Origin of the sequence: Ensifer meliloti (assembly GCF_030064585.1) — a bacterium.
GTDB lineage: Bacteria > Pseudomonadota > Alphaproteobacteria > Rhizobiales > Rhizobiaceae > Sinorhizobium > Sinorhizobium meliloti.
Map to the genome: position 1 here is coordinate 182,162 of NZ_CP120365.1, position 16,789 is coordinate 198,950.

At 62.4% G+C, this 16,789-nt stretch carries 17 protein-coding genes; 13 read left to right on the forward strand and 4 right to left on the reverse strand.

Annotated elements, in window-relative coordinates; all coding sequences use genetic code 11:
• Positions 1–34: 34 nt before the first annotated feature.
• From PZL22_RS07985 to eno, 3 genes are all read left to right on the forward strand, one after another.
• Positions 35–925 (forward strand): VOC family protein, encoded by an 891-nt coding sequence (locus tag PZL22_RS07985; protein WP_003534734.1) that lies wholly within the window; start codon positions 35–37, stop codon positions 923–925.
• Complete coding sequence (gene kdsA / locus PZL22_RS07990) at positions 925–1,767, forward strand: 3-deoxy-8-phosphooctulonate synthase (protein ID WP_003534735.1); 843 nt, start codon at positions 925–927, stop codon at positions 1,765–1,767. The genes PZL22_RS07985 and kdsA overlap by 1 nt, the downstream gene beginning before the upstream one ends.
• 134 nt (positions 1,768–1,901) lie before the next feature.
• Complete coding sequence (eno, locus tag PZL22_RS07995) at positions 1,902–3,176, forward strand: phosphopyruvate hydratase (protein WP_003534744.1); 1,275 nt, start codon at positions 1,902–1,904, stop codon at positions 3,174–3,176.
• Positions 3,177–3,503: 327 nt separating this feature from the next.
• On the opposite strand, the gene PZL22_RS08000 is transcribed toward eno, so the two are convergent.
• The gene (locus tag PZL22_RS08000) at positions 3,504–4,469 is read right to left on the reverse strand and encodes an IS110 family RNA-guided transposase (protein WP_013844028.1); all 966 of its coding nucleotides are present in this window, start codon (positions 4,467–4,469) and stop codon (positions 3,504–3,506) included.
• Positions 4,470–5,125: 656 nt separating this feature from the next.
• Here PZL22_RS08000 and PZL22_RS08005 point away from each other — a divergent pair.
• From PZL22_RS08005 to lipA, 9 genes are all read left to right on the forward strand, one after another.
• Positions 5,126–5,446, forward strand: coding sequence for an FtsB family cell division protein (locus PZL22_RS08005; protein ID WP_013844312.1), 321 nt, complete (start codon positions 5,126–5,128; stop codon positions 5,444–5,446).
• Between the two features lie 136 nt (positions 5,447–5,582).
• The gene (gene pdhA / locus PZL22_RS08010) at positions 5,583–6,629 is read left to right on the forward strand and encodes a pyruvate dehydrogenase (acetyl-transferring) E1 component subunit alpha (protein ID WP_003535472.1); all 1,047 of its coding nucleotides are present in this window, start codon (positions 5,583–5,585) and stop codon (positions 6,627–6,629) included.
• A gap of 17 nt (positions 6,630–6,646) precedes the next feature.
• Positions 6,647–8,029 (forward strand): pyruvate dehydrogenase complex E1 component subunit beta, encoded by a 1,383-nt coding sequence (locus PZL22_RS08015; protein WP_003535463.1) that lies wholly within the window; start codon positions 6,647–6,649, stop codon positions 8,027–8,029.
• A gap of 12 nt (positions 8,030–8,041) precedes the next feature.
• Positions 8,042–9,385, forward strand: a complete 1,344-nt coding sequence (locus tag PZL22_RS08020) for a pyruvate dehydrogenase complex dihydrolipoamide acetyltransferase (RefSeq protein WP_003535462.1) — start codon at positions 8,042–8,044, stop codon at positions 9,383–9,385.
• Positions 9,386–9,441: 56 nt separating this feature from the next.
• Positions 9,442–10,083: an SGNH/GDSL hydrolase family protein gene (locus PZL22_RS08025; RefSeq protein WP_003535461.1), complete on the forward strand. Its 642-nt coding sequence runs from the start codon at positions 9,442–9,444 to the stop codon at positions 10,081–10,083.
• 2 nt (positions 10,084–10,085) lie between these two features.
• A complete protein-coding gene (locus PZL22_RS08030; RefSeq protein ID WP_013844313.1) occupies positions 10,086–10,667 on the forward strand; it encodes a GNAT family N-acetyltransferase in 582 nt (193 codons plus the stop codon).
• 17 nt (positions 10,668–10,684) lie between these two features.
• A complete protein-coding gene (lpdA, locus tag PZL22_RS08035; RefSeq protein ID WP_003535459.1) occupies positions 10,685–12,130 on the forward strand; it encodes a dihydrolipoyl dehydrogenase in 1,446 nt (481 codons plus the stop codon).
• 75 nt (positions 12,131–12,205) lie between these two features.
• Positions 12,206–12,457 (forward strand): GlsB/YeaQ/YmgE family stress response membrane protein, encoded by a 252-nt coding sequence (locus PZL22_RS08040; protein WP_003535458.1) that lies wholly within the window; start codon positions 12,206–12,208, stop codon positions 12,455–12,457.
• Positions 12,458–12,591: 134 nt separating this feature from the next.
• Positions 12,592–13,560, forward strand: coding sequence for a lipoyl synthase (gene lipA / locus PZL22_RS08045; protein WP_003535457.1), 969 nt, complete (start codon positions 12,592–12,594; stop codon positions 13,558–13,560).
• A gap of 244 nt (positions 13,561–13,804) precedes the next feature.
• Here lipA and PZL22_RS08050 read toward each other — a convergent pair whose 3' ends face one another.
• Entirely contained in the window at positions 13,805–14,383 is a 579-nt protein-coding gene (locus tag PZL22_RS08050) for a hypothetical protein (protein WP_003535456.1), read from the reverse strand.
• Positions 14,384–14,587: 204 nt separating this feature from the next.
• Here PZL22_RS08050 and PZL22_RS08055 point away from each other — a divergent pair, with 204 nt between their 5' ends.
• Complete coding sequence (locus PZL22_RS08055) at positions 14,588–15,037, forward strand: type II toxin-antitoxin system RatA family toxin (protein ID WP_003535455.1); 450 nt, start codon at positions 14,588–14,590, stop codon at positions 15,035–15,037.
• Here PZL22_RS08055 and PZL22_RS08060 read toward each other — a convergent pair.
• Together PZL22_RS08060 and PZL22_RS08065 are read right to left on the reverse strand one after the other, a co-directional pair.
• Positions 15,025–15,522: a CinA family protein gene (locus tag PZL22_RS08060; RefSeq protein ID WP_003535450.1), complete on the reverse strand. Its 498-nt coding sequence runs from the start codon at positions 15,520–15,522 to the stop codon at positions 15,025–15,027. The genes PZL22_RS08055 and PZL22_RS08060 overlap by 13 nt on opposite strands.
• The gene (locus tag PZL22_RS08065; protein WP_324280305.1) at positions 15,503–16,735 is read right to left on the reverse strand and encodes a bifunctional 2-C-methyl-D-erythritol 4-phosphate cytidylyltransferase/2-C-methyl-D-erythritol 2,4-cyclodiphosphate synthase; all 1,233 of its coding nucleotides are present in this window, start codon (positions 16,733–16,735) and stop codon (positions 15,503–15,505) included. Before PZL22_RS08065 ends, PZL22_RS08060 begins: the two co-directional genes overlap by 20 nt.
• Positions 16,736–16,789 lie beyond the last annotated feature (54 nt).

A 16,789-nucleotide genomic window follows, 5' to 3' on the forward strand; every position in this document is an offset into this window, starting at 1 on the left:
AAACAGCGGCAAACCGGTCATCAGGGAATCCGCCATGAGCCAATCCAAGCGAACCGCCCGCCCGCTCGATCATCTCGTGCTGCCGGTGGCCGATCTCGCGCGGACGAGGCAGCGCCTGGCGGCGCTCGGCTTCACGGTTGCCGATGAGGCGCGCCACCCCTTCGGCACCGCAAATGCCTGCGTCTTCTTCTCGGACGACACCTATCTGGAGCCGCTCGCGGTCGCTTCGCGGGAGGAATGCGAGGCAGCCGCGCTTGAAGGCAACGCCTTCGTGGCGCGTGACCAGGCGTTTCGTTTTCGCCAGGGGGCGGAGGGCCTGTCGGCCGTCGTGCTCGGGACGCCGGACGCTGCCGAAGATCACATCCGTTTCCGCTCGCGCGGCATCTCCGGCGGCGAAATGCTCGAATTCTCACGGCCTTTGCGGCTGCCCGACGGGCGCGAAGGGCTCGGTTCCTTCCGGCTTTCCTTTGCCGCGGACCTGCGTTCGCCGGACTTTTTCCTTTTTGCCTGCCAGCGCCTGCGTGCGCTGCCGGTCGACAGCAGCTCGCTTCACCGCCATGGAAACGGCGTGCTCGGCATTGCCGAGGTCGTGCTTTCGGAGCAGAACCCGACGGATTTCCAGTATCTTCTGCAGGAAGCCGTGGACGAGCGCGAGGTCTCGGCCCATTCCTTCGGCATGGACATCCAGGCAGGCAGTGCCAAAATCAACGTCCTGACCCCGGCCGGCGTGGAGGCATTCTTCGGTCGCTCGATCGAGGGTGCAGAGCGCGGCTTGCGGGGTCGCGCCGTGGTCTTCCGCGTGAGCGATCTGGAGGCCACGCGGGCGCTGTTCGCGCAGAACGATATCGAATTCGCAGAAATGGGCGGACGCCTCATTGTTCCGGAAGCGCCGGGTCAGGGTGTAGTCTTCGCCTTTGGAGGATGATGATGGAAACCAATTCAAGGGTCGTCGTCGGCGAAGGTGCCGGCCAGGTGGTGTTCTCGCAGAAGGAACGGCTGACGCTGATCGCCGGACCCTGCCAGATGGAGAGCCGCGAACACGCCTTCATGATTGCGGGGGAGCTCGTCGAGCTCTGCAGATCGCTCGGGCTCGGACTCGTCTATAAATCTTCGTTCGACAAGGCGAACCGCACCTCGCTTTCCGGCAAACGCGGCATCGGGCTCGACAAGGCGATGGAGGTCTTCGCCGACCTCAAGCGGGAGTTCGGTTTTCCGGTGCTGACCGATATCCATACGGAAGAGCAATGCGCTGCCGTGGCCGAGACCGTCGACATCCTGCAGATCCCGGCCTTTCTGTCACGGCAGACGGATCTGCTCGTCGCCGCCGCCAAGACGGGGCGGACGATCAACGTCAAGAAGGGCCAGTTCCTCGCCCCCTGGGACATGAAGAACGTCCTTGCCAAGTTCACCGAGAGCGGCAACCCGAACGTGCTTCTCTGCGAGCGCGGCGCTTCCTTCGGCTATAACACGCTGGTCTCCGACATGCGCTCGCTGCCGATCATGGCGGCACTCGGCGCTCCGGTGGTCTTCGATGCGACCCATTCCGTCCAGCAGCCGGGCGGCCAGGGAGGCTCCACCGGCGGCCAGCGTGAGTTCGTCGAGACATTGGCGCGTGCGGCCGTCGCCGTCGGTGTCGCCGGTGTCTTTGTCGAGACCCATGAGGATCCCGACAATGCTCCCTCCGACGGTCCTAACATGGTGCCGCTGAAGGACATGCCGCGGCTGCTTGAGAAACTGCTCGCCTTTGACGCCGTTGCGAAAGCGTGAGCCGGTGCCGCGCTTCGTGAATTTTTCATGAAGCGGCCCGGCGGTCCGGATTTTGCGATCCCGGCGCCATTGTAATTTCAAGGCCGTGAATTAAGACAGGCCGACCATCATCATCGTCCACAAGGGAAGAGATCATGACTGCAATCATCGACATCATCGGCCGAGAGATCCTCGACAGCCGCGGCAACCCGACCGTCGAGGTCGATGTTCATCTCGAGGATGGCAGTTTCGGTCGCGCGGCGGTTCCCTCGGGCGCCTCCACCGGTGCGCATGAGGCGGTTGAGCTGCGCGATGGCGGCACGCGTTATCTCGGCAAGGGCGTCGAGCGCGCCGTCGATGCGGTGAACGGCGAGATATTCGAGGCGATCGGCGGCCTCGACGCTGAAAACCAGATCCAGATCGACCGTACCATGATCGAGCTCGACGGCACGCCGAACAAGTCGCGCCTCGGCGCCAACGCCATTCTCGGCGTTTCGCTTGCCGTCGCGAAGGCCGCTGCGGAAACCTCCGGCCTGCCGCTCTACCGCTATGTCGGCGGCCCGAACGCGCATCTCCTGCCCGTTCCGATGATGAACATCATCAATGGCGGCGCGCACGCCGACAATCCGATCGACTTCCAGGAATTCATGATCATGCCGGTCGGCGCCGAGACCCTCAAGGACGCCGTCCGCATGGGTTCGGAAGTCTTCCACACGCTGAAGAAGCAGCTCGCCGCGGATGGCCACAACACCAATGTCGGCGACGAAGGCGGCTTTGCGCCGGGCCTCGCCTCGGCGCCTGCAGCCCTCGACTTCATCATGAAGTCGATCGAGAAGGCCGGTTACAAACCTGGCGAGGACATGTATGTCGCCCTCGACTGCGCTTCGACCGAATTCTTCAAGGACGGCAAATACGTGCTCGAGGGTGAGGGCCGTACGCTTGAGCCTGGCGCCATGGCCGAGTATCTCGCCGAGCTCGCGGGCAAATATCCGATCATCTCGATCGAGGACGGCATGGCTGAAGACGATTGGGACGGCTGGAAATCCCTGACCGACCTCGTCGGCAACAAGTGCCAGCTTGTCGGCGACGACCTGTTCGTCACCAATTCTGCGCGCCTGCGCGACGGCATCAAGATGGGCGTCGCGAACTCAATTCTCGTCAAGGTCAACCAGATCGGATCGCTTTCGGAAACGCTCGATGCGGTCGAGACCGCGCACAAGGCGCGTTATACCGCCGTCATGTCGCACCGCTCCGGCGAGACCGAGGATTCGACGATTGCCGACCTCGCGGTCGCCACCAATTGCGGTCAGATCAAGACCGGCTCGCTCGCACGTTCCGACCGGCTCGCCAAGTACAACCAGTTGATCCGTATCGAAGAACAACTCGGCCCGCAGGCGCAATATGCCGGAGGCTCGGTCCTGCGTGGATGATTGAAGGCGGGGCGGGGGTAGTTTTCCGCCTCTCATCCGCCTGCCGCGACCTTCTCCCCGTCTAAAACGCTACGGCATGCACATATCTCTTGCGTGCCGGTGCGGCGGATACTGCTCATGAAAGGGATCCCTCGGGAACCCAACCGCCTCAACCCCGCTCGGTCGGGATTGCCCCTCAACCGGCTGCCGCCACCTTCTCCCCGCAGGCGGGGAGAAGGGATATGCCGCGCCCGCTCGCTCCCTCGGGCGGGCGGGCGGTGAATGCGGGGTTCAGTCGGCGCCGCTTGTCCCTTCTCCCCGCCTGCGGGGAGAAGCGCAACCATTAGACTAAGCGCAAGAATTTTGTTGTGGCGCGCTTTTCGTCCATGGGGTTTGGCGCTTGACGACGGTGTTGGCGAAGATGATGAGTTTGCGGACGCAGGCGATGAGCGCCGCTTTGTGGGATTTGCCTTTTGCGGTGAGACGATCGTAGAGCTCAACCAGCGTCTCGTTCCAGCGCTGCGACGCCGGTAAGGCGGCATTGAACAGGGCCCTGCGGACGCGCGCCCGTCCGCCGGCGATATGGCGCTCGCCTTCACGCTTGCCGCTCTGGTCGTCATAAGGCGCCACGCCGGTCAGCGCGGCGATCTCCTCACGGTCGACCCTGCCGAGTTCGGGCATCAGAATGACCAGGGTGAGTGCCGTACGGATGCCGATGCCGTCGATGCTTTCGATCAGATCAAGCTTCCGGGCGAGATCGTCATGCTCGCGGACAGCGGCCTGCAACAGCGCGAGCTGGGCTTTGCAACGGCTCTTGAGCTCACCGATGGAACGATCGATCTCCTCGAGGATCCGCCTGTCGGTGAAACGCTCGCGGCGGGTCTTGAGGCAGGCTATATCGGCTTCGATCTGCTCGATGAACAGCAGCCATTCGCCAAACGCGATCAGCCGGCTATCCGGCGCATGGCATCGCGCATCCGAACGGGCAGCGCACTCGGCGATCAGCGCGGCGTCGAGCTGGTCGTTCTTGGCTCGGCGCAGCTTATAGAGGCCGAAAGCGCGCACTTGCCGCGGCTGCAGCAGGACGACCTCAAAGCCTCTCTGATGCAGATACGCAATCACGTCGCGCTCATATCCGCCGGACGCTTCGATCCCGACCCGTCCGATCCCCTGCCGCTCGAGCCAGTCAGCCAGAGTCTGCCAGCCGTCGGCGTTGTTGGGCACTTTCTGTTTGTCGCTCACCGGGTAGGTGGCGACATCAAGCCATATCTTCCCGGTATCAATACCGGCCGCTTTCATGCTAATCTCGGTCATCCTTGTCGTCCCTGCCTTGCATACGAACCAGGTTGTTCCAGCAACCATTCGGGCCACGATGAGGAACCGACCGCGATCCTGCTTCTCCGTAACCCCCAAAGGTTCTGGTGCCGGCGATCCGACGGTCGGCGCCTTTGGCCGGGCGGCCGCCCGGCCAAAGGCATACCGAATCCTTTACAACATTTCTTATGCAAGGTGCCGGCAGGCGGATGAGGGGCGGGTGACCGCTAATGCCAATGTTAGCGCATACGGGTTTGATCCCAAGGACCCATCCGCAAGCCTCGCCACTGCTGGAAATACAGATGCCGCCACTCCGGAGTAAGTCCGCGAAGGGCTGGACAACAAGAGATATGTGCATGCCGTAGCGTTCTGACGGGGAGAAGGGACAAGCGGCGGCGCTACGAGTCCCTTCGCCCCGCTTGCGGGGAGAAGGTGCCGGCAGGCGGATGAGGGGCCGCCGCGATTTCATTGCCGATGGCCGGCCGACGGCACTCCGTCCTCCGAATTCCCTCTCCATTCGCAAATTATTCATGGTCAACCGTCGGTTAATCAATCGACGCTAGTCTTCATATTCGTACTGCGTATTGGAGCGGGCGCGGGACTATGGTTTGCAGTTTCTCCTGCAGCCCGCTCCAACTCAATTCAGGGCATGAGCGATGTGGACACGGCATCACAAGAAGCGAAGACTGGGGCGATTGGTGGTGCCGTTGCTGGCGGTCGCCTTCCTTTCCTATTTCGGCTATCATTCGATCCATGGCGGCTATGGTCTGGAGGCGACGAAGGAGTTCGACCGCCAGATTGCCGAGCGGCAGGCACGGCTGGACGAGCTCACTCAGACGCGAAAAATCCTGGAAAAGGAAGTCGAGCTGATGAGCGACGGTTCGCTGGAGAGAGACATGCTCGATGAGAAGGCTCGCCTCGCGCTCAACATGTCGCGCAGCGACGAGATCGTTATTTTCCACCACCCAGCGAATTAACTGAAAATAGGTTAAATTAAAAAAGACGTTAAATTTCAAATGGTTGGCGCGAATAATAGCCATGCAAATATGGCATTGCTGCCGCGCTTTTCTTTCCCTATGGTAGCCGCCAAAGGCTAACCATTGGGAGGAACGAATGGCTCCGCGAAAATCCGCGTCCGTTTCCAGCCGCAAGACCGCTGCCAAGCCGGCCAAGAAAGATTTTGCCGGCGGCACGATCGCCGAATTCTCCAAGGAAGACGATCTCAAGGCCTACCGGGAAATGCTGTTGATCCGGCGTTTCGAGGAAAAGGCCGGCCAGCTCTACGGCATGGGATTCATCGGTGGTTTCTGTCACCTCTATATCGGTCAGGAAGCCGTCGTCGTCGGGATGCAGCTGGCGCTGAAAGAGGGCGACCAGGTCATCACCGGCTATCGCGACCATGGCCATATGCTCGCCTGCGGCATGAGTGCGCGCGGCGTGATGGCGGAGCTCACCGGGCGCCGTGGCGGTCTTTCCAAGGGGAAGGGCGGCTCTATGCACATGTTCTCCAAGGAAAAGCATTTCTATGGCGGTCACGGCATCGTCGGTGCACAGGTCTCGCTCGGGACCGGCCTCGCTTTCGCCAACAGGTACCGCGGCAACGACAATGTAAGCCTCGCCTATTTCGGCGACGGTGCCGCCAACCAGGGTCAGGTCTATGAGAGCTTCAACATGGCCGCTCTCTGGAAACTGCCGGTGATCTACATCGTCGAGAACAACCGTTATGCCATGGGTACCTCCGTGTCGCGGGCATCGGCGCAGACCGATTTCTCCCAGCGCGGCGCTTCCTTCGGCATTCCCGGCTATCAGGTCGACGGCATGGATGTCCGCGCCGTCAAGGCCGCAGCCGACGAGGCGGTCGAACATTGCCGTTCCGGCAAGGGCCCCATCATCCTCGAAATGCTGACCTACCGCTATCGCGGCCATTCCATGTCCGATCCGGCGAAGTATCGCTCGAAGGATGAAGTGCAGAAGATGCGTTCGGAGCATGATCCGATCGAGCAGGTGAAGGCCCGCCTGACGGATAAGGGCTGGGCCACCGAGGACGAACTGAAGCAGATCGACAAGGAGGTTCGCGACATCGTTGCGGACAGTGCCGATTTCGCCCAGTCTGATCCGGAGCCGGATGTCTCCGAGCTCTATACCGATATCCTGCTTTGATCCGGGGAGGGACAAACATGCCTGTAGAAATCCTTATGCCTGCCCTTTCCCCGACCATGGAGGAAGGCACGCTCTCCAAGTGGCTGAAGAACGAGGGGGACAAGGTGTCCTCCGGCGATGTCATCGCGGAAATCGAAACCGACAAGGCCACGATGGAAGTGGAAGCGGTAGACGAAGGCACGATCGGCAAGCTGCTGATCGCAGCCGGCACCGAGGGTGTGAAGGTGAACACGCCGATCGCCGTGCTGTTGCAGGATGGCGAAGCCGCAAGCGACATCGATTCCATGAAATCCGAAGCCCCGAAAGCGGAAGCGCCTAAGCCGGCCGCGGCTGAAGCACCGGCTGCTTCCGCGGCGCCCGTGGCGGCGCAGCCCAAGGCGGACGTTCCTTCCGACCCGGCAATTCCGGCCGGAACCGAAATGGCGACGATGACCGTCCGCGAAGCGCTTCGCGACGCGATGGCCGAAGAGATGCGCGCCAATGAGGACGTCTTCGTCATGGGCGAAGAGGTCGCCGAATACCAGGGCGCCTACAAGGTCACGCAGGGCCTGTTGCAGGAATTCGGTGCGCGCCGCGTGGTCGACACGCCGATCACGGAACATGGCTTTGCCGGCGTCGGCGTCGGCGCAGCGATGACGGGTCTGCGCCCGATCGTCGAGTTCATGACGTTCAACTTCGCCATGCAGGCGATCGACCAGATCATCAACTCGGCCGCCAAGACGCTCTATATGTCCGGCGGCCAGATGGGCGCGCCGATCGTCTTCCGCGGTCCGAGCGGTGCTGCAGCCCGCGTCGCCGCGCAGCACTCCCAGTGCTATGCCGCCTGGTACAGCCACATTCCGGGCCTGAAGGTCGTCATGCCCTATACGGCGGCGGACGCGAAGGGGCTGCTCAAGGCCGCCATCCGCGATCCGAACCCGGTGATCTTCCTCGAAAACGAGATCCTTTACGGCCAGTCCTTCGAAGTGCCGAAGCTCGACGATTTCGTGCTGCCGATCGGCAAGGCACGCATCCATCGTACCGGCAAGGACGCGACGCTCGTCTCCTTCGGCATCGGCATGACCTATGCGATCAAGGCCGCGGCGGAACTCGAGGCGCAGGGTATCGACGTCGAGATCATCGACCTTCGCACGATCCGGCCGATGGACCTGCCGACCGTCATCGAGTCCGTCAAGAAGACCGGCCGCCTCGTCACCGTCGAGGAAGGATATCCTCAGTCCTCCGTCGGCACCGAGATCGCCACCCGCGTCATGCAGCAGGCCTTCGACTATCTCGATGCGCCGATTCTGACGATCGCCGGCAAGGACGTGCCGATGCCTTACGCGGCCAACCTTGAAAAGCTTGCTCTGCCGAATGTCGCGGAAGTCGTCGATGCGGTGAAAGCCGTCTGCTACAAATAAGGGGGTCGTTCGATGCCAATCAACATCACCATGCCGGCCCTCTCTCCGACCATGGAAGAAGGCAATCTGGCCAAGTGGCTGGTCAAGGAAGGCGACAAGGTCAAGTCCGGCGATGTGATCGCCGAGATCGAGACCGACAAGGCGACGATGGAAGTGGAAGCCGTCGATGAGGGCACGGTCGCCAAGATCGTCGTTCCCGCCGGCACCGAAGGCGTCAAGGTCAATGCGCTGATCGCGGTTCTCGCCGCCGAGGGCGAAGACGTCGCGACTGCCGCCAAGGGCGGCAACGGTGCAGCGGGAGCAGCCCCGGCACCGAAGCCGAAGGAAACGGCCGAAACGGCACCGGCCGCGGCTCCGGCACCCGCCGCAGCGCCGGCACCGCAAGCTGCTGCTCCGGCTTCTCCTGCGCCCGCCGATGGCGAAGGCAAGCGCATCTTTTCGTCGCCGCTGGCACGCCGCCTCGCGAAGGAGGCAGGCATCGACCTTTCGGCGATCGCCGGTTCCGGACCGCATGGCCGCGTCGTCAAGAAGGACGTCGAGACAGCCGTTTCCGGTGGCGCCGCCAAGCCCGCCGCCGCGCCGGCAGCAGCTCCGGCCCCGGCGACGCTCGCTAAGGGCATGTCGGAGGACGCCGTCCTCAAGCTCTTCGAGCCGGGCTCCTACGAACTCGTGCCGCATGACGGCATGCGCAAGACGATCGCCAAGCGCCTCGTCGAATCGAAGCAGACGATCCCGCATTTCTATGTTTCGGTCGATTGCGAGCTCGACGCGCTTATGGCGCTGCGCGCCCAGCTGAATGCCGCAGCACCTGAAAAGGATGGTAAGCCGGTCTACAAGCTTTCCGTGAACGACATGGTGATCAAGGCGCTTGCTCTGGCGCTGCGCGACGTTCCGGATGCGAATGTGTCCTGGACCGATCAGAACATGGTCAAGCACAAGCACGCGGACGTCGGCGTGGCCGTCTCCATTCCCGGCGGCCTGATCACGCCCATCGTCCGCCAGGCGGAGTTGAAGAGCCTCTCGGCGATCTCCAACGAGATGAAGGATCTCGGCAAGCGCGCGAAGGAGCGCAAGCTGAAGCCGGAAGAATATCAGGGCGGCACCACGGCCGTCTCCAATATGGGCATGATGGGCGTCAAGGACTTCGCCGCCGTCGTCAATCCGCCGCACGCGACGATCCTCGCGGTCGGCGCCGGCGAGGACCGTGTCGTCGTCAGGAACAAGGAAATGGTCATCGCCAATGTGATGACCGTCACGCTTTCGACCGACCATCGCTGCGTCGATGGCGCGCTCGGCGCCGAACTGCTCGCCGCCTTCAAGCGCTACATCGAAAACCCGATGGGTATGCTCGTCTGATGCGATCCGGACCGGCTTCCCGGCCGGTCCTTTCCCCATGAAAAGCGAGTAGGCAGATGAAGACAGTCCTTTGCTACGGTGACAGTCTGACCTGGGGATACGATGCAACCGGTTCCGGCCGGCATGCGCTGGAGGACCGTTGGCCGAGCGTGCTGCAGAAGGCGCTCGGTTCGGACGCGCATGTCATCGCCGAAGGGCTGAACGGGCGGACGACCGCCTATGACGACCATCTCGCCGATTGCGACCGGAACGGCGCGCGTGTCCTCCCGACGGTCCTGCACACCCACGCGCCACTCGATCTCATCGTGTTCATGCTCGGCTCGAACGACATGAAGCCGATCATTCACGGCACCGCTTTCGGCGCGGTGAAGGGCATCGAGCGCCTCGTCAATCTGGTGCGCAGGCACGACTGGCCGACGGAAACGGAGGAGGGGCCCGAGATTCTCATCGTCTCGCCGCCGCCGCTCTGCGAGACGGCCAACAGCGCCTTTGCCGCCATGTTCGCGGGCGGGGTCGAGCAATCCGCAATGCTGGCGCCGCTTTATCGCGATCTCGCCGACGAGCTCGACTGCGGCTTCTTCGACGGCGGATCGGTGGCCAGGACGACGCCGATCGACGGTGTCCACCTCGACGCGGAGAACACCCGGGCGGTCGGCAGAGGGTTGGAGCCTGTCGTGCGGATGATGCTCGGGCTTTGACGATGACGGCTGGCGCGACCCTCAGGCCTGCTAAGCGAAGCGAGGCAGCGGAACTTGCGATCCTGATCGACATCGCCTCACACGGCTTTGCCGCCTGGCTCTGGTACGGCGGCGTTCTGAGCAAATCCGCGGAAACCGCCTTCGAGCATGGCCGCAACGTGCTGCGTCGGGATGCCGGGCCCGGTACGTGGCGCAATGCGGTGGTGGCCGAAATCGGAGACGAGATCGTCGGCGTGTCGGTTTCCTACGGCATCGATGCATCGATCCTCGAGATCGAGCCGAAACATCCCGTGCTTGCGCCCTTGCTTTTCCTGCAGAAGGAGGTGGTCGGTCACTGGTTCATCGATAGCCTCGGCGTTTACCGCCATTACCGCGGTAAAGGCATAGGCCGCGCTCTGCTCGAGAACGAGTTTTCCCGCGCCGGGCAGGCGCCGGTGAGCCTGATCACCGAAAGCCACAATGAAACGGCGCAGGCGCTTTACAGGCTGAACGGCTTCGAGGAGGTGGCGCGCGCCGGGGCCGTGCCGCTTTTCGAAGACAGCAGAAAACACGACTGGGTGCTTTTCACCCGCAACGCCGCTTGACCAAAGGTAGGAAAAACATGGCTGAGAATTACGACGTTATCGTTGTCGGTTCGGGTCCGGGCGGATACGTGACCGCCATTCGTTCGGCGCAGCTGGGCTTGAAGACGGCGATCGTCGAGCGGGAGCATCTGGGCGGGATCTGCCTCAACTGGGGCTGCATTCCGACCAAGGCGCTGCTGCGCTCCGCCGAAATTCTCGACCATGCCAACCATGCCAAGAACTACGGCCTGACCCTCGAAGGCAAGATCACCGCCAACGTCAAGGATGTCGTTGCCCGCTCGCGCGGCGTCTCTGCGCGGCTGAACGGCGGCGTCGCCTTCCTGATGAAGAAGAACAAGGTGGACGTGATCTGGGGTGAGGCGAAGCTCACCAAACCCGGCGAGATCGTCGTCGGCGCGCCGTCCAAGCCAGCCGTCCAGCCGCAGAACCCGGTTCCGAAGGGCGTCAAGGGAGAGGGGACCTATACGGCCAAGCACATCATCGTCGCAACCGGCGCGCGCCCGCGCGCGCTCCCCGGCATCGAGCCGGACGGCAAGCTGATCTGGACGTATTTCGAGGCGATGAAGCCGGAGGAATTCCCGAAGTCGCTGCTCGTCATGGGCTCCGGCGCGATCGGCATCGAATTCGCGAGCTTCTACCGCACGATGGGCGTCGACGTGACCGTCGTCGAACTGCTGCCGCAGATCATGCCGGTGGAGGATGCGGAAATTTCCACTTTCGCCCGTAAGCAGCTCGAAAAGCGCGGCCTGAAGATCATCACCGATGCCAAGGTGACGAAGGTCGAGAAGGGCGCGAACGACGTCACGGCGCATGTTGAGACGAAGGACGGCAAGGTCACGCCGATCAAGGCGGACCGTCTGATCTCCGCCGTCGGCGTTCAGGGCAACATCGAGAACCTCGGCCTCGAGGCTCTCGGCGTGAAGACCGACCGCGGCTGCATCGTCACCGATGGCTACGGAAAGACCAATGTCGCGGGCATCTATGCGATCGGCGACGTCGCCGGGCCGCCGATGCTGGCGCACAAGGCCGAGCATGAGGGCGTCATCTGCGTCGAGAAGATTGCCGGGGTTCCCGGCGTGCACGCGCTCGACAAGGGCAAGATCCCGGGCTGCACCTATTGCGACCCGCAGGTCGCCTCCGTGGGCCTCACGGAAGCGAAGGCCAAGGAACTCGGCCGCGACATCCGCGTCGGCCGATACAGCTTCGGCGCAAACGGCAAGGCGATCGCGCTCGGCGAAGACCAGGGCCTGATCAAGACCATCTTCGACAAGAAGACCGGCGAACTGATCGGCGCGCACATGGTAGGGGCCGAAGTGACGGAACTCATCCAGGGCTTCGTCGTCGCCATGAACCTGGAGACGACCGAAGAGGAACTGATGCACACGGTGTTCCCGCACCCGACCCTTTCGGAGATGATGAAGGAAAGCGTGCTCGATGCCTACGGCAGAGTATTGAACGCCTGATGACGCGCGGCCGTCCGGAACTTTCGGCTTTTTCACGCATTGATTGCATGGCATCTACAATGCGGGGAGGTTCTCATGAGCTTGAATGGCGTAGGTATCCTGGCGGCGATCATCATCGGCGGGCTTGCCGGCTGGTTGGCGGAAAAATTCATGAACAGCCAGATGGGGCTGTTCGCGAACATCATCCTCGGCATTATCGGCGCCGTGGTATTGAATTTCATTCTCGCGGCCCTGGGCATGGCTTACACCGGCTGGATCGCCTATCTCATCATCGGATTCATCGGCGCATGCCTGTTGATCGCGGCGGGCCGCGCCGTTCGAGGGTAGGGCCATTCACCATTCGTTTGCCGTCAGGCTGCCATGCAAATGGTGGCCTGACTTTTCATGTCCGGCTGTTTATATAAGGCGACAAGGTGCGGGCGGCCTTGCTGCCGCTTGCCCGTCACTATGAAGGAAGACACATGGTAACGGTTTTCGACGCCGTCTCGGATCGGGCGCAGCGTGTTCGCCACCCGGAAAAGGCCCACCGGCCCGACACCGAGGTCCTGCGCAAGCCGGACTGGATCCGTGTGAAGGCACCGACCTCGAAGGGATACCAGGAGACCCGCTCGATCGTGAAGAGCCACAAGCTCGTTACGGTCTGCGAGGAAGCCGGATGCCCGAACATCGGCGAGTGCTGGGACAAGAAGCACGCGACGTTCATGATCATGGGCGAGATCTGCACGCGTGCCTGTGCCTTCTGCAACGTCGCGACCGGCAAGCCCAATGCCCTCGATCTGGACGAGCCCGCAAATGTCGCCAAGGCGGTGAAGCAGATGGGCCTGAGCCATGTCGTCATCACCTCAGTCGACCGCGACGACCTCGACGACGGCGGCGCCGAGCATTTCGAGAAGGTCATCTTCGCGATCCGGGAAGCCTCGCCGGAAACCACGATCGAAATCCTGACGCCCGATTTCCTCCGCAAGCCCGGCGCGCTGGAGCGTGTCGTGGCCGCCAAGCCGGACGTTTTCAACCACAATCTCGAAACGGTTCCGTCCAACTACCTGACGGTCCGGCCGGGCGCGCGCTATTTCCATTCGATCCGGCTTCTGCAGCGCGTGAAGGAACTCGACCCCACAATGTTCACCAAGTCGGGCATCATGGTCGGCCTCGGCGAGGAGCGCAACGAAGTGCTGCAGCTGATGGACGACCTGCGTACCGCCGATGTCGATTTCCTGACGATCGGCCAATATCTGCAGCCGAGCCGCAAGCATCACAAGGTCGAGAAATTCGTCACTCCGGAAGAATTCAAGTCCTACGAGACGGTCGCCTACACCAAGGGCTTCCTGATGGTTTCCTCAAGCCCGCTGACCCGCTCGTCCCACCATGCCGGCGACGACTTCGCAAGGCTGAAGGCGGCGCGCGAAAGGAAGCTGGCTGCGGCGGAGTAGTCCGCCTGCTTCCGCCCCTCATCCGGCCTGCCGGCCACCTTCTCCCCGCAGGCGGGGCGAAGGGAACCCGTGGCAACACCCCGCACTCGTTTACCCGATGAGGATCGGGACGGCTCGGCGAGTCCCTTCTCCCCATCATAATGGGGAGAAGGTGCCGGCAGGCGGATGAGGGGCATTCGCGACATGCTGCCAAATTCAACAAGTGCGGCGCACCAATCACTTGAGCAGGACGCGCATGAGGCGCTCATTTATCGACCCTGAATGCCGGCAGCGAAAGCAATCGGACCGCTACCGACAAGGCAAAGCTTGCGTCACCCCTAACGTGGTCGGCGGCTGGCGATTGATTTTCGAGGGCTCGGTGCGTCAAGTTCGAGGGATCATCAATATTCCTATAATGCGACAGTGGGTTGCGCAATTTCATGAGACGTTGAAGATCTTTGACGTCGGCGTCGACGATGATCCCCCGGCTCAAGCATCGTTCGAGGGTAATAGGAAATTTGACCCTTGGCGGCAGTTGTTCCCCGTCAATTCCGAGTTCCAGGTATGATGCCAAAAGATGTTCTGCAAGCCCTTGGCATAACATCACGGTCGCGATGTAGTTTCCATGAACGAAGCTCGATCTGGCTTCTGTCCAAGCAAGATATGTCGTCTCGCCTCCGGTGAACATCGTGCCGTTTGCGCCGAGGGACGTCGAGAGGTCCGCCAATTGGCGGAACCGAGCAACCTTTGAAGGCAGCTCGTCATGCAGGTCGGCCAAGAGGATTCGGACAAAGCCAAGATCGGTGACCGGCGACAGAATTTCGAGTTGTTGCTCTTCGTCCATAATATCTCGTGCGAAAGGAAGCTCGCGCAGAATAGAGGAAACGCGGTGAGTTACGAAAGGCGAATTCCTTTGCCAGCATAGGGCGCCATGCGAACATATAGCATCAAGGTCGAATATCGTTCGCATGAGCAGTCTGCCGCAACAAGCCGGGCACAAATGCGCCGCCTCCTTGATCTTCCGGCGCTGGGGCCTTAACTCAAATTCATGCCGCATTTCGAAACCAACCACGTCGTCAAGCACTCGGCCGAGCAGATGTTCGCTCTCGTTGCCGATGTCGAGCGTTATCCGGAGTTCCTGCCCCTTTGCGAAGCGCTGAGCGTACGCTCGCGCAAGGAGCGCGACGGCAAGGTGCTGCTGCTTGCCGACATGACGGTCGGCTACAAGGCGATCCGGGAAACATTCACGACCCAGGTGCTTCTCAAACGGGAAGAGCGGATCATCGACGTCAACTATATCGAGGGTCCGTTCAAGTACCTCGACAATGTCTGGCGTTTCGAGCCCGTGGACGAAAGCCAGTCGATCGTACACTTCTGCATAGACTATGAATTCAAGAGCCGCCTTCTGGGCGCGCTCATGGGCTCGATGTTCGATCGCGCCTTCCGCATGTTCTCCGAAGCATTCGAAAAGCGGGCGGATGTGATCTACGGAGCGTGAGCCAGCTCTGCGACCAGATCGAGCGCCGTGTGCACGGTGGCAAGCCGCACCGCAGGCCGGCCGATGTCGCCGTAGCGCATTTCCCGGTGAATCATCGCGCCGTCGCGAGCGGCAGCGGCGAGGTGAACGAGGCCGACGGGCTTCTCGGCGGAGCCGCCGCCCGGCCCGGCTATGCCCGTGACGGCTATGGCGATATCGGCGGCTGAGCGCAAAACCGCGCCGCGCGCCATCTCCATCGCCGTTTCACGCGAGACGGCGCCATGTGCGGCAAGCGTTGCGGGGTTCACGCCGAGCATCTCGACCTTCGCTTCGTTGGAATAGGTGACGAAGCCGCGGTCGACGACGGAGGACGAGCCTGCGATTTCCGTCAAGGCGCCGGCGATCAAGCCGCCGGTGCAGGACTCCGCGGTCGCCAGTTTAAGTCCGCGGGAGGTGAAATCCTGGATTATGGCCCGCGCTTTCTCTTCAGTATCGGTCGTCCACATCGGGCTTGCTCCGTGATGCATAGACGACGGTCGCCGTGGCGATCGCCGCAATTCCTTCGTTCCGCCCGACAAAGCCGAGTTTCTCGTTGGTCGTCGCCTTGATCGAACAGCGGTCGAGCGAAATACCGAGTATCGCCGCAAGGTTTTCGCGCATCTGCTGACGATGCGGCCCGACCTTGGGCGCCTCGGCAATCAGCGATATGTCGGCATTGGTAACAGTGCCGCCGCGCTCGCGGACGATCCGCGCAGCGTGCTCGAGAAAGATGCGCGAAGGCGCGCCCTTCCACTGCGGGTCGGATGGCGGGAAGTGGTCGCCGATGTCGCCGGCGCCGCAAGTGGCGAGCAGGGCGTCCGTCAGGGCATGCAGGGCTACGTCCGCGTCGGAATGGCCGGAGAGTTTGCGGTCGTGGGGGATGAAGACACCACAGAGGGTGACGCCGTCGCCGTCCACGAGTTGATGCACGTCATATCCGTTGCCGGTGCGCACATCGGGAATGGCCATGCGGGTCAGTTTCTCGTCTGCCATCGACAGGTCCCTCCGGAGTGTCAACTTGAAATTGTCCACGGCTCCTTCCACCAGAAGGACGGGGATGCCGGCCCATTCGGCGATAGAGGCGTCGTCCGTAAAGTCGGACCTGCCGCTTGCCGCCGCTCGCCGGTGAGCGGAGAGGATCGGCTCGAGGCGGAAGCACTGCGGCGTCTGTGCGGCGTAGAGATCGGTTCGCGGAACGGTCTCGGCAACGAGGCCGGCCGCCTTCGTACGCTTCAGCGTGTCGGCGACCGCAATTGCCGGCAGGAGGGCCTGGGCGCCCTCACGAAGCGCCGCACCGCAGCGATCGAGCAGTGTGTGATCGAAAAAGGGGCGCACCGCGTCGTGGATCATCACGTATTCCACGCCCGTAGCGGCGACCGCTTCCAGCCCGGCGAGCACCGAAAGCTGGCGCGTCGCTCCGCCGTGGACCACCGTCAGCTCCAAGGTCCCGGCCATCCGCTTGCGGGCCGCCGCGAACAGCTCTTCGTCATCGGGGTGGATCACGACGACGACAGGTCCCGCTCCGGGCCATGTCGCGAAAATGTCAAGCGTATGGGCGATAACGGGCCGATCACCGATCGTGCGGTATTGCTTCGGTCCCTCGGCCGACTGGCCGGCGCGCTCGCCGCGGCCGGCCGCAACGATCACGACGCCGCAGGAGAACTGTTCTTCGCCTTGCATCTTCTGTATGTGGTCCCGCATTCGCCAATATTCGCCGTGATGTACCGCGAAGGT

Bases quoted from the DNA above. Each gene is read 5' to 3' on its own strand.
- PZL22_RS08055 (WP_003535455.1), top strand. From the start codon at position 14,588: ATGCCGCATTTCGAAACCAACCACGTCGTCAAGCACTCGGCCGAGCAG.
- PZL22_RS08015 (WP_003535463.1), top strand. From the start codon at position 6,647: ATGCCTGTAGAAATCCTTATGCCTGCCCTTTCCCCGACCATGGAGGAA.
- PZL22_RS08005 (WP_013844312.1), top strand. From the start codon at position 5,126: ATGTGGACACGGCATCACAAGAAGCGAAGACTGGGGCGATTGGTGGTG.
- PZL22_RS07985 (WP_003534734.1), top strand. From the start codon at position 35: ATGAGCCAATCCAAGCGAACCGCCCGCCCGCTCGATCATCTCGTGCTG.
- PZL22_RS08050 (WP_003535456.1), bottom strand. From the start codon at position 14,383: ATGGACGAAGAGCAACAACTCGAAATTCTGTCGCCGGTCACCGATCTT.
- PZL22_RS08030 (WP_013844313.1), top strand. From the start codon at position 10,086: ATGACGGCTGGCGCGACCCTCAGGCCTGCTAAGCGAAGCGAGGCAGCG.
- lipA (WP_003535457.1), top strand. From the start codon at position 12,592: ATGGTAACGGTTTTCGACGCCGTCTCGGATCGGGCGCAGCGTGTTCGC.
- PZL22_RS08060 (WP_003535450.1), bottom strand. From the start codon at position 15,522: ATGTGGACGACCGATACTGAAGAGAAAGCGCGGGCCATAATCCAGGAT.
- lpdA (WP_003535459.1), top strand. From the start codon at position 10,685: ATGGCTGAGAATTACGACGTTATCGTTGTCGGTTCGGGTCCGGGCGGA.
- PZL22_RS08065 (WP_324280305.1), bottom strand. From the start codon at position 16,735: ATGCAAGGCGAAGAACAGTTCTCCTGCGGCGTCGTGATCGTTGCGGCC.
- kdsA (WP_003534735.1), top strand. From the start codon at position 925: ATGATGGAAACCAATTCAAGGGTCGTCGTCGGCGAAGGTGCCGGCCAG.
- eno (WP_003534744.1), top strand. From the start codon at position 1,902: ATGACTGCAATCATCGACATCATCGGCCGAGAGATCCTCGACAGCCGC.
- PZL22_RS08020 (WP_003535462.1), top strand. From the start codon at position 8,042: ATGCCAATCAACATCACCATGCCGGCCCTCTCTCCGACCATGGAAGAA.
- PZL22_RS08025 (WP_003535461.1), top strand. From the start codon at position 9,442: ATGAAGACAGTCCTTTGCTACGGTGACAGTCTGACCTGGGGATACGAT.
- PZL22_RS08040 (WP_003535458.1), top strand. From the start codon at position 12,206: ATGAGCTTGAATGGCGTAGGTATCCTGGCGGCGATCATCATCGGCGGG.
- pdhA (WP_003535472.1), top strand. From the start codon at position 5,583: ATGGCTCCGCGAAAATCCGCGTCCGTTTCCAGCCGCAAGACCGCTGCC.
- PZL22_RS08000 (WP_013844028.1), bottom strand. From the start codon at position 4,469: ATGACCGAGATTAGCATGAAAGCGGCCGGTATTGATACCGGGAAGATA.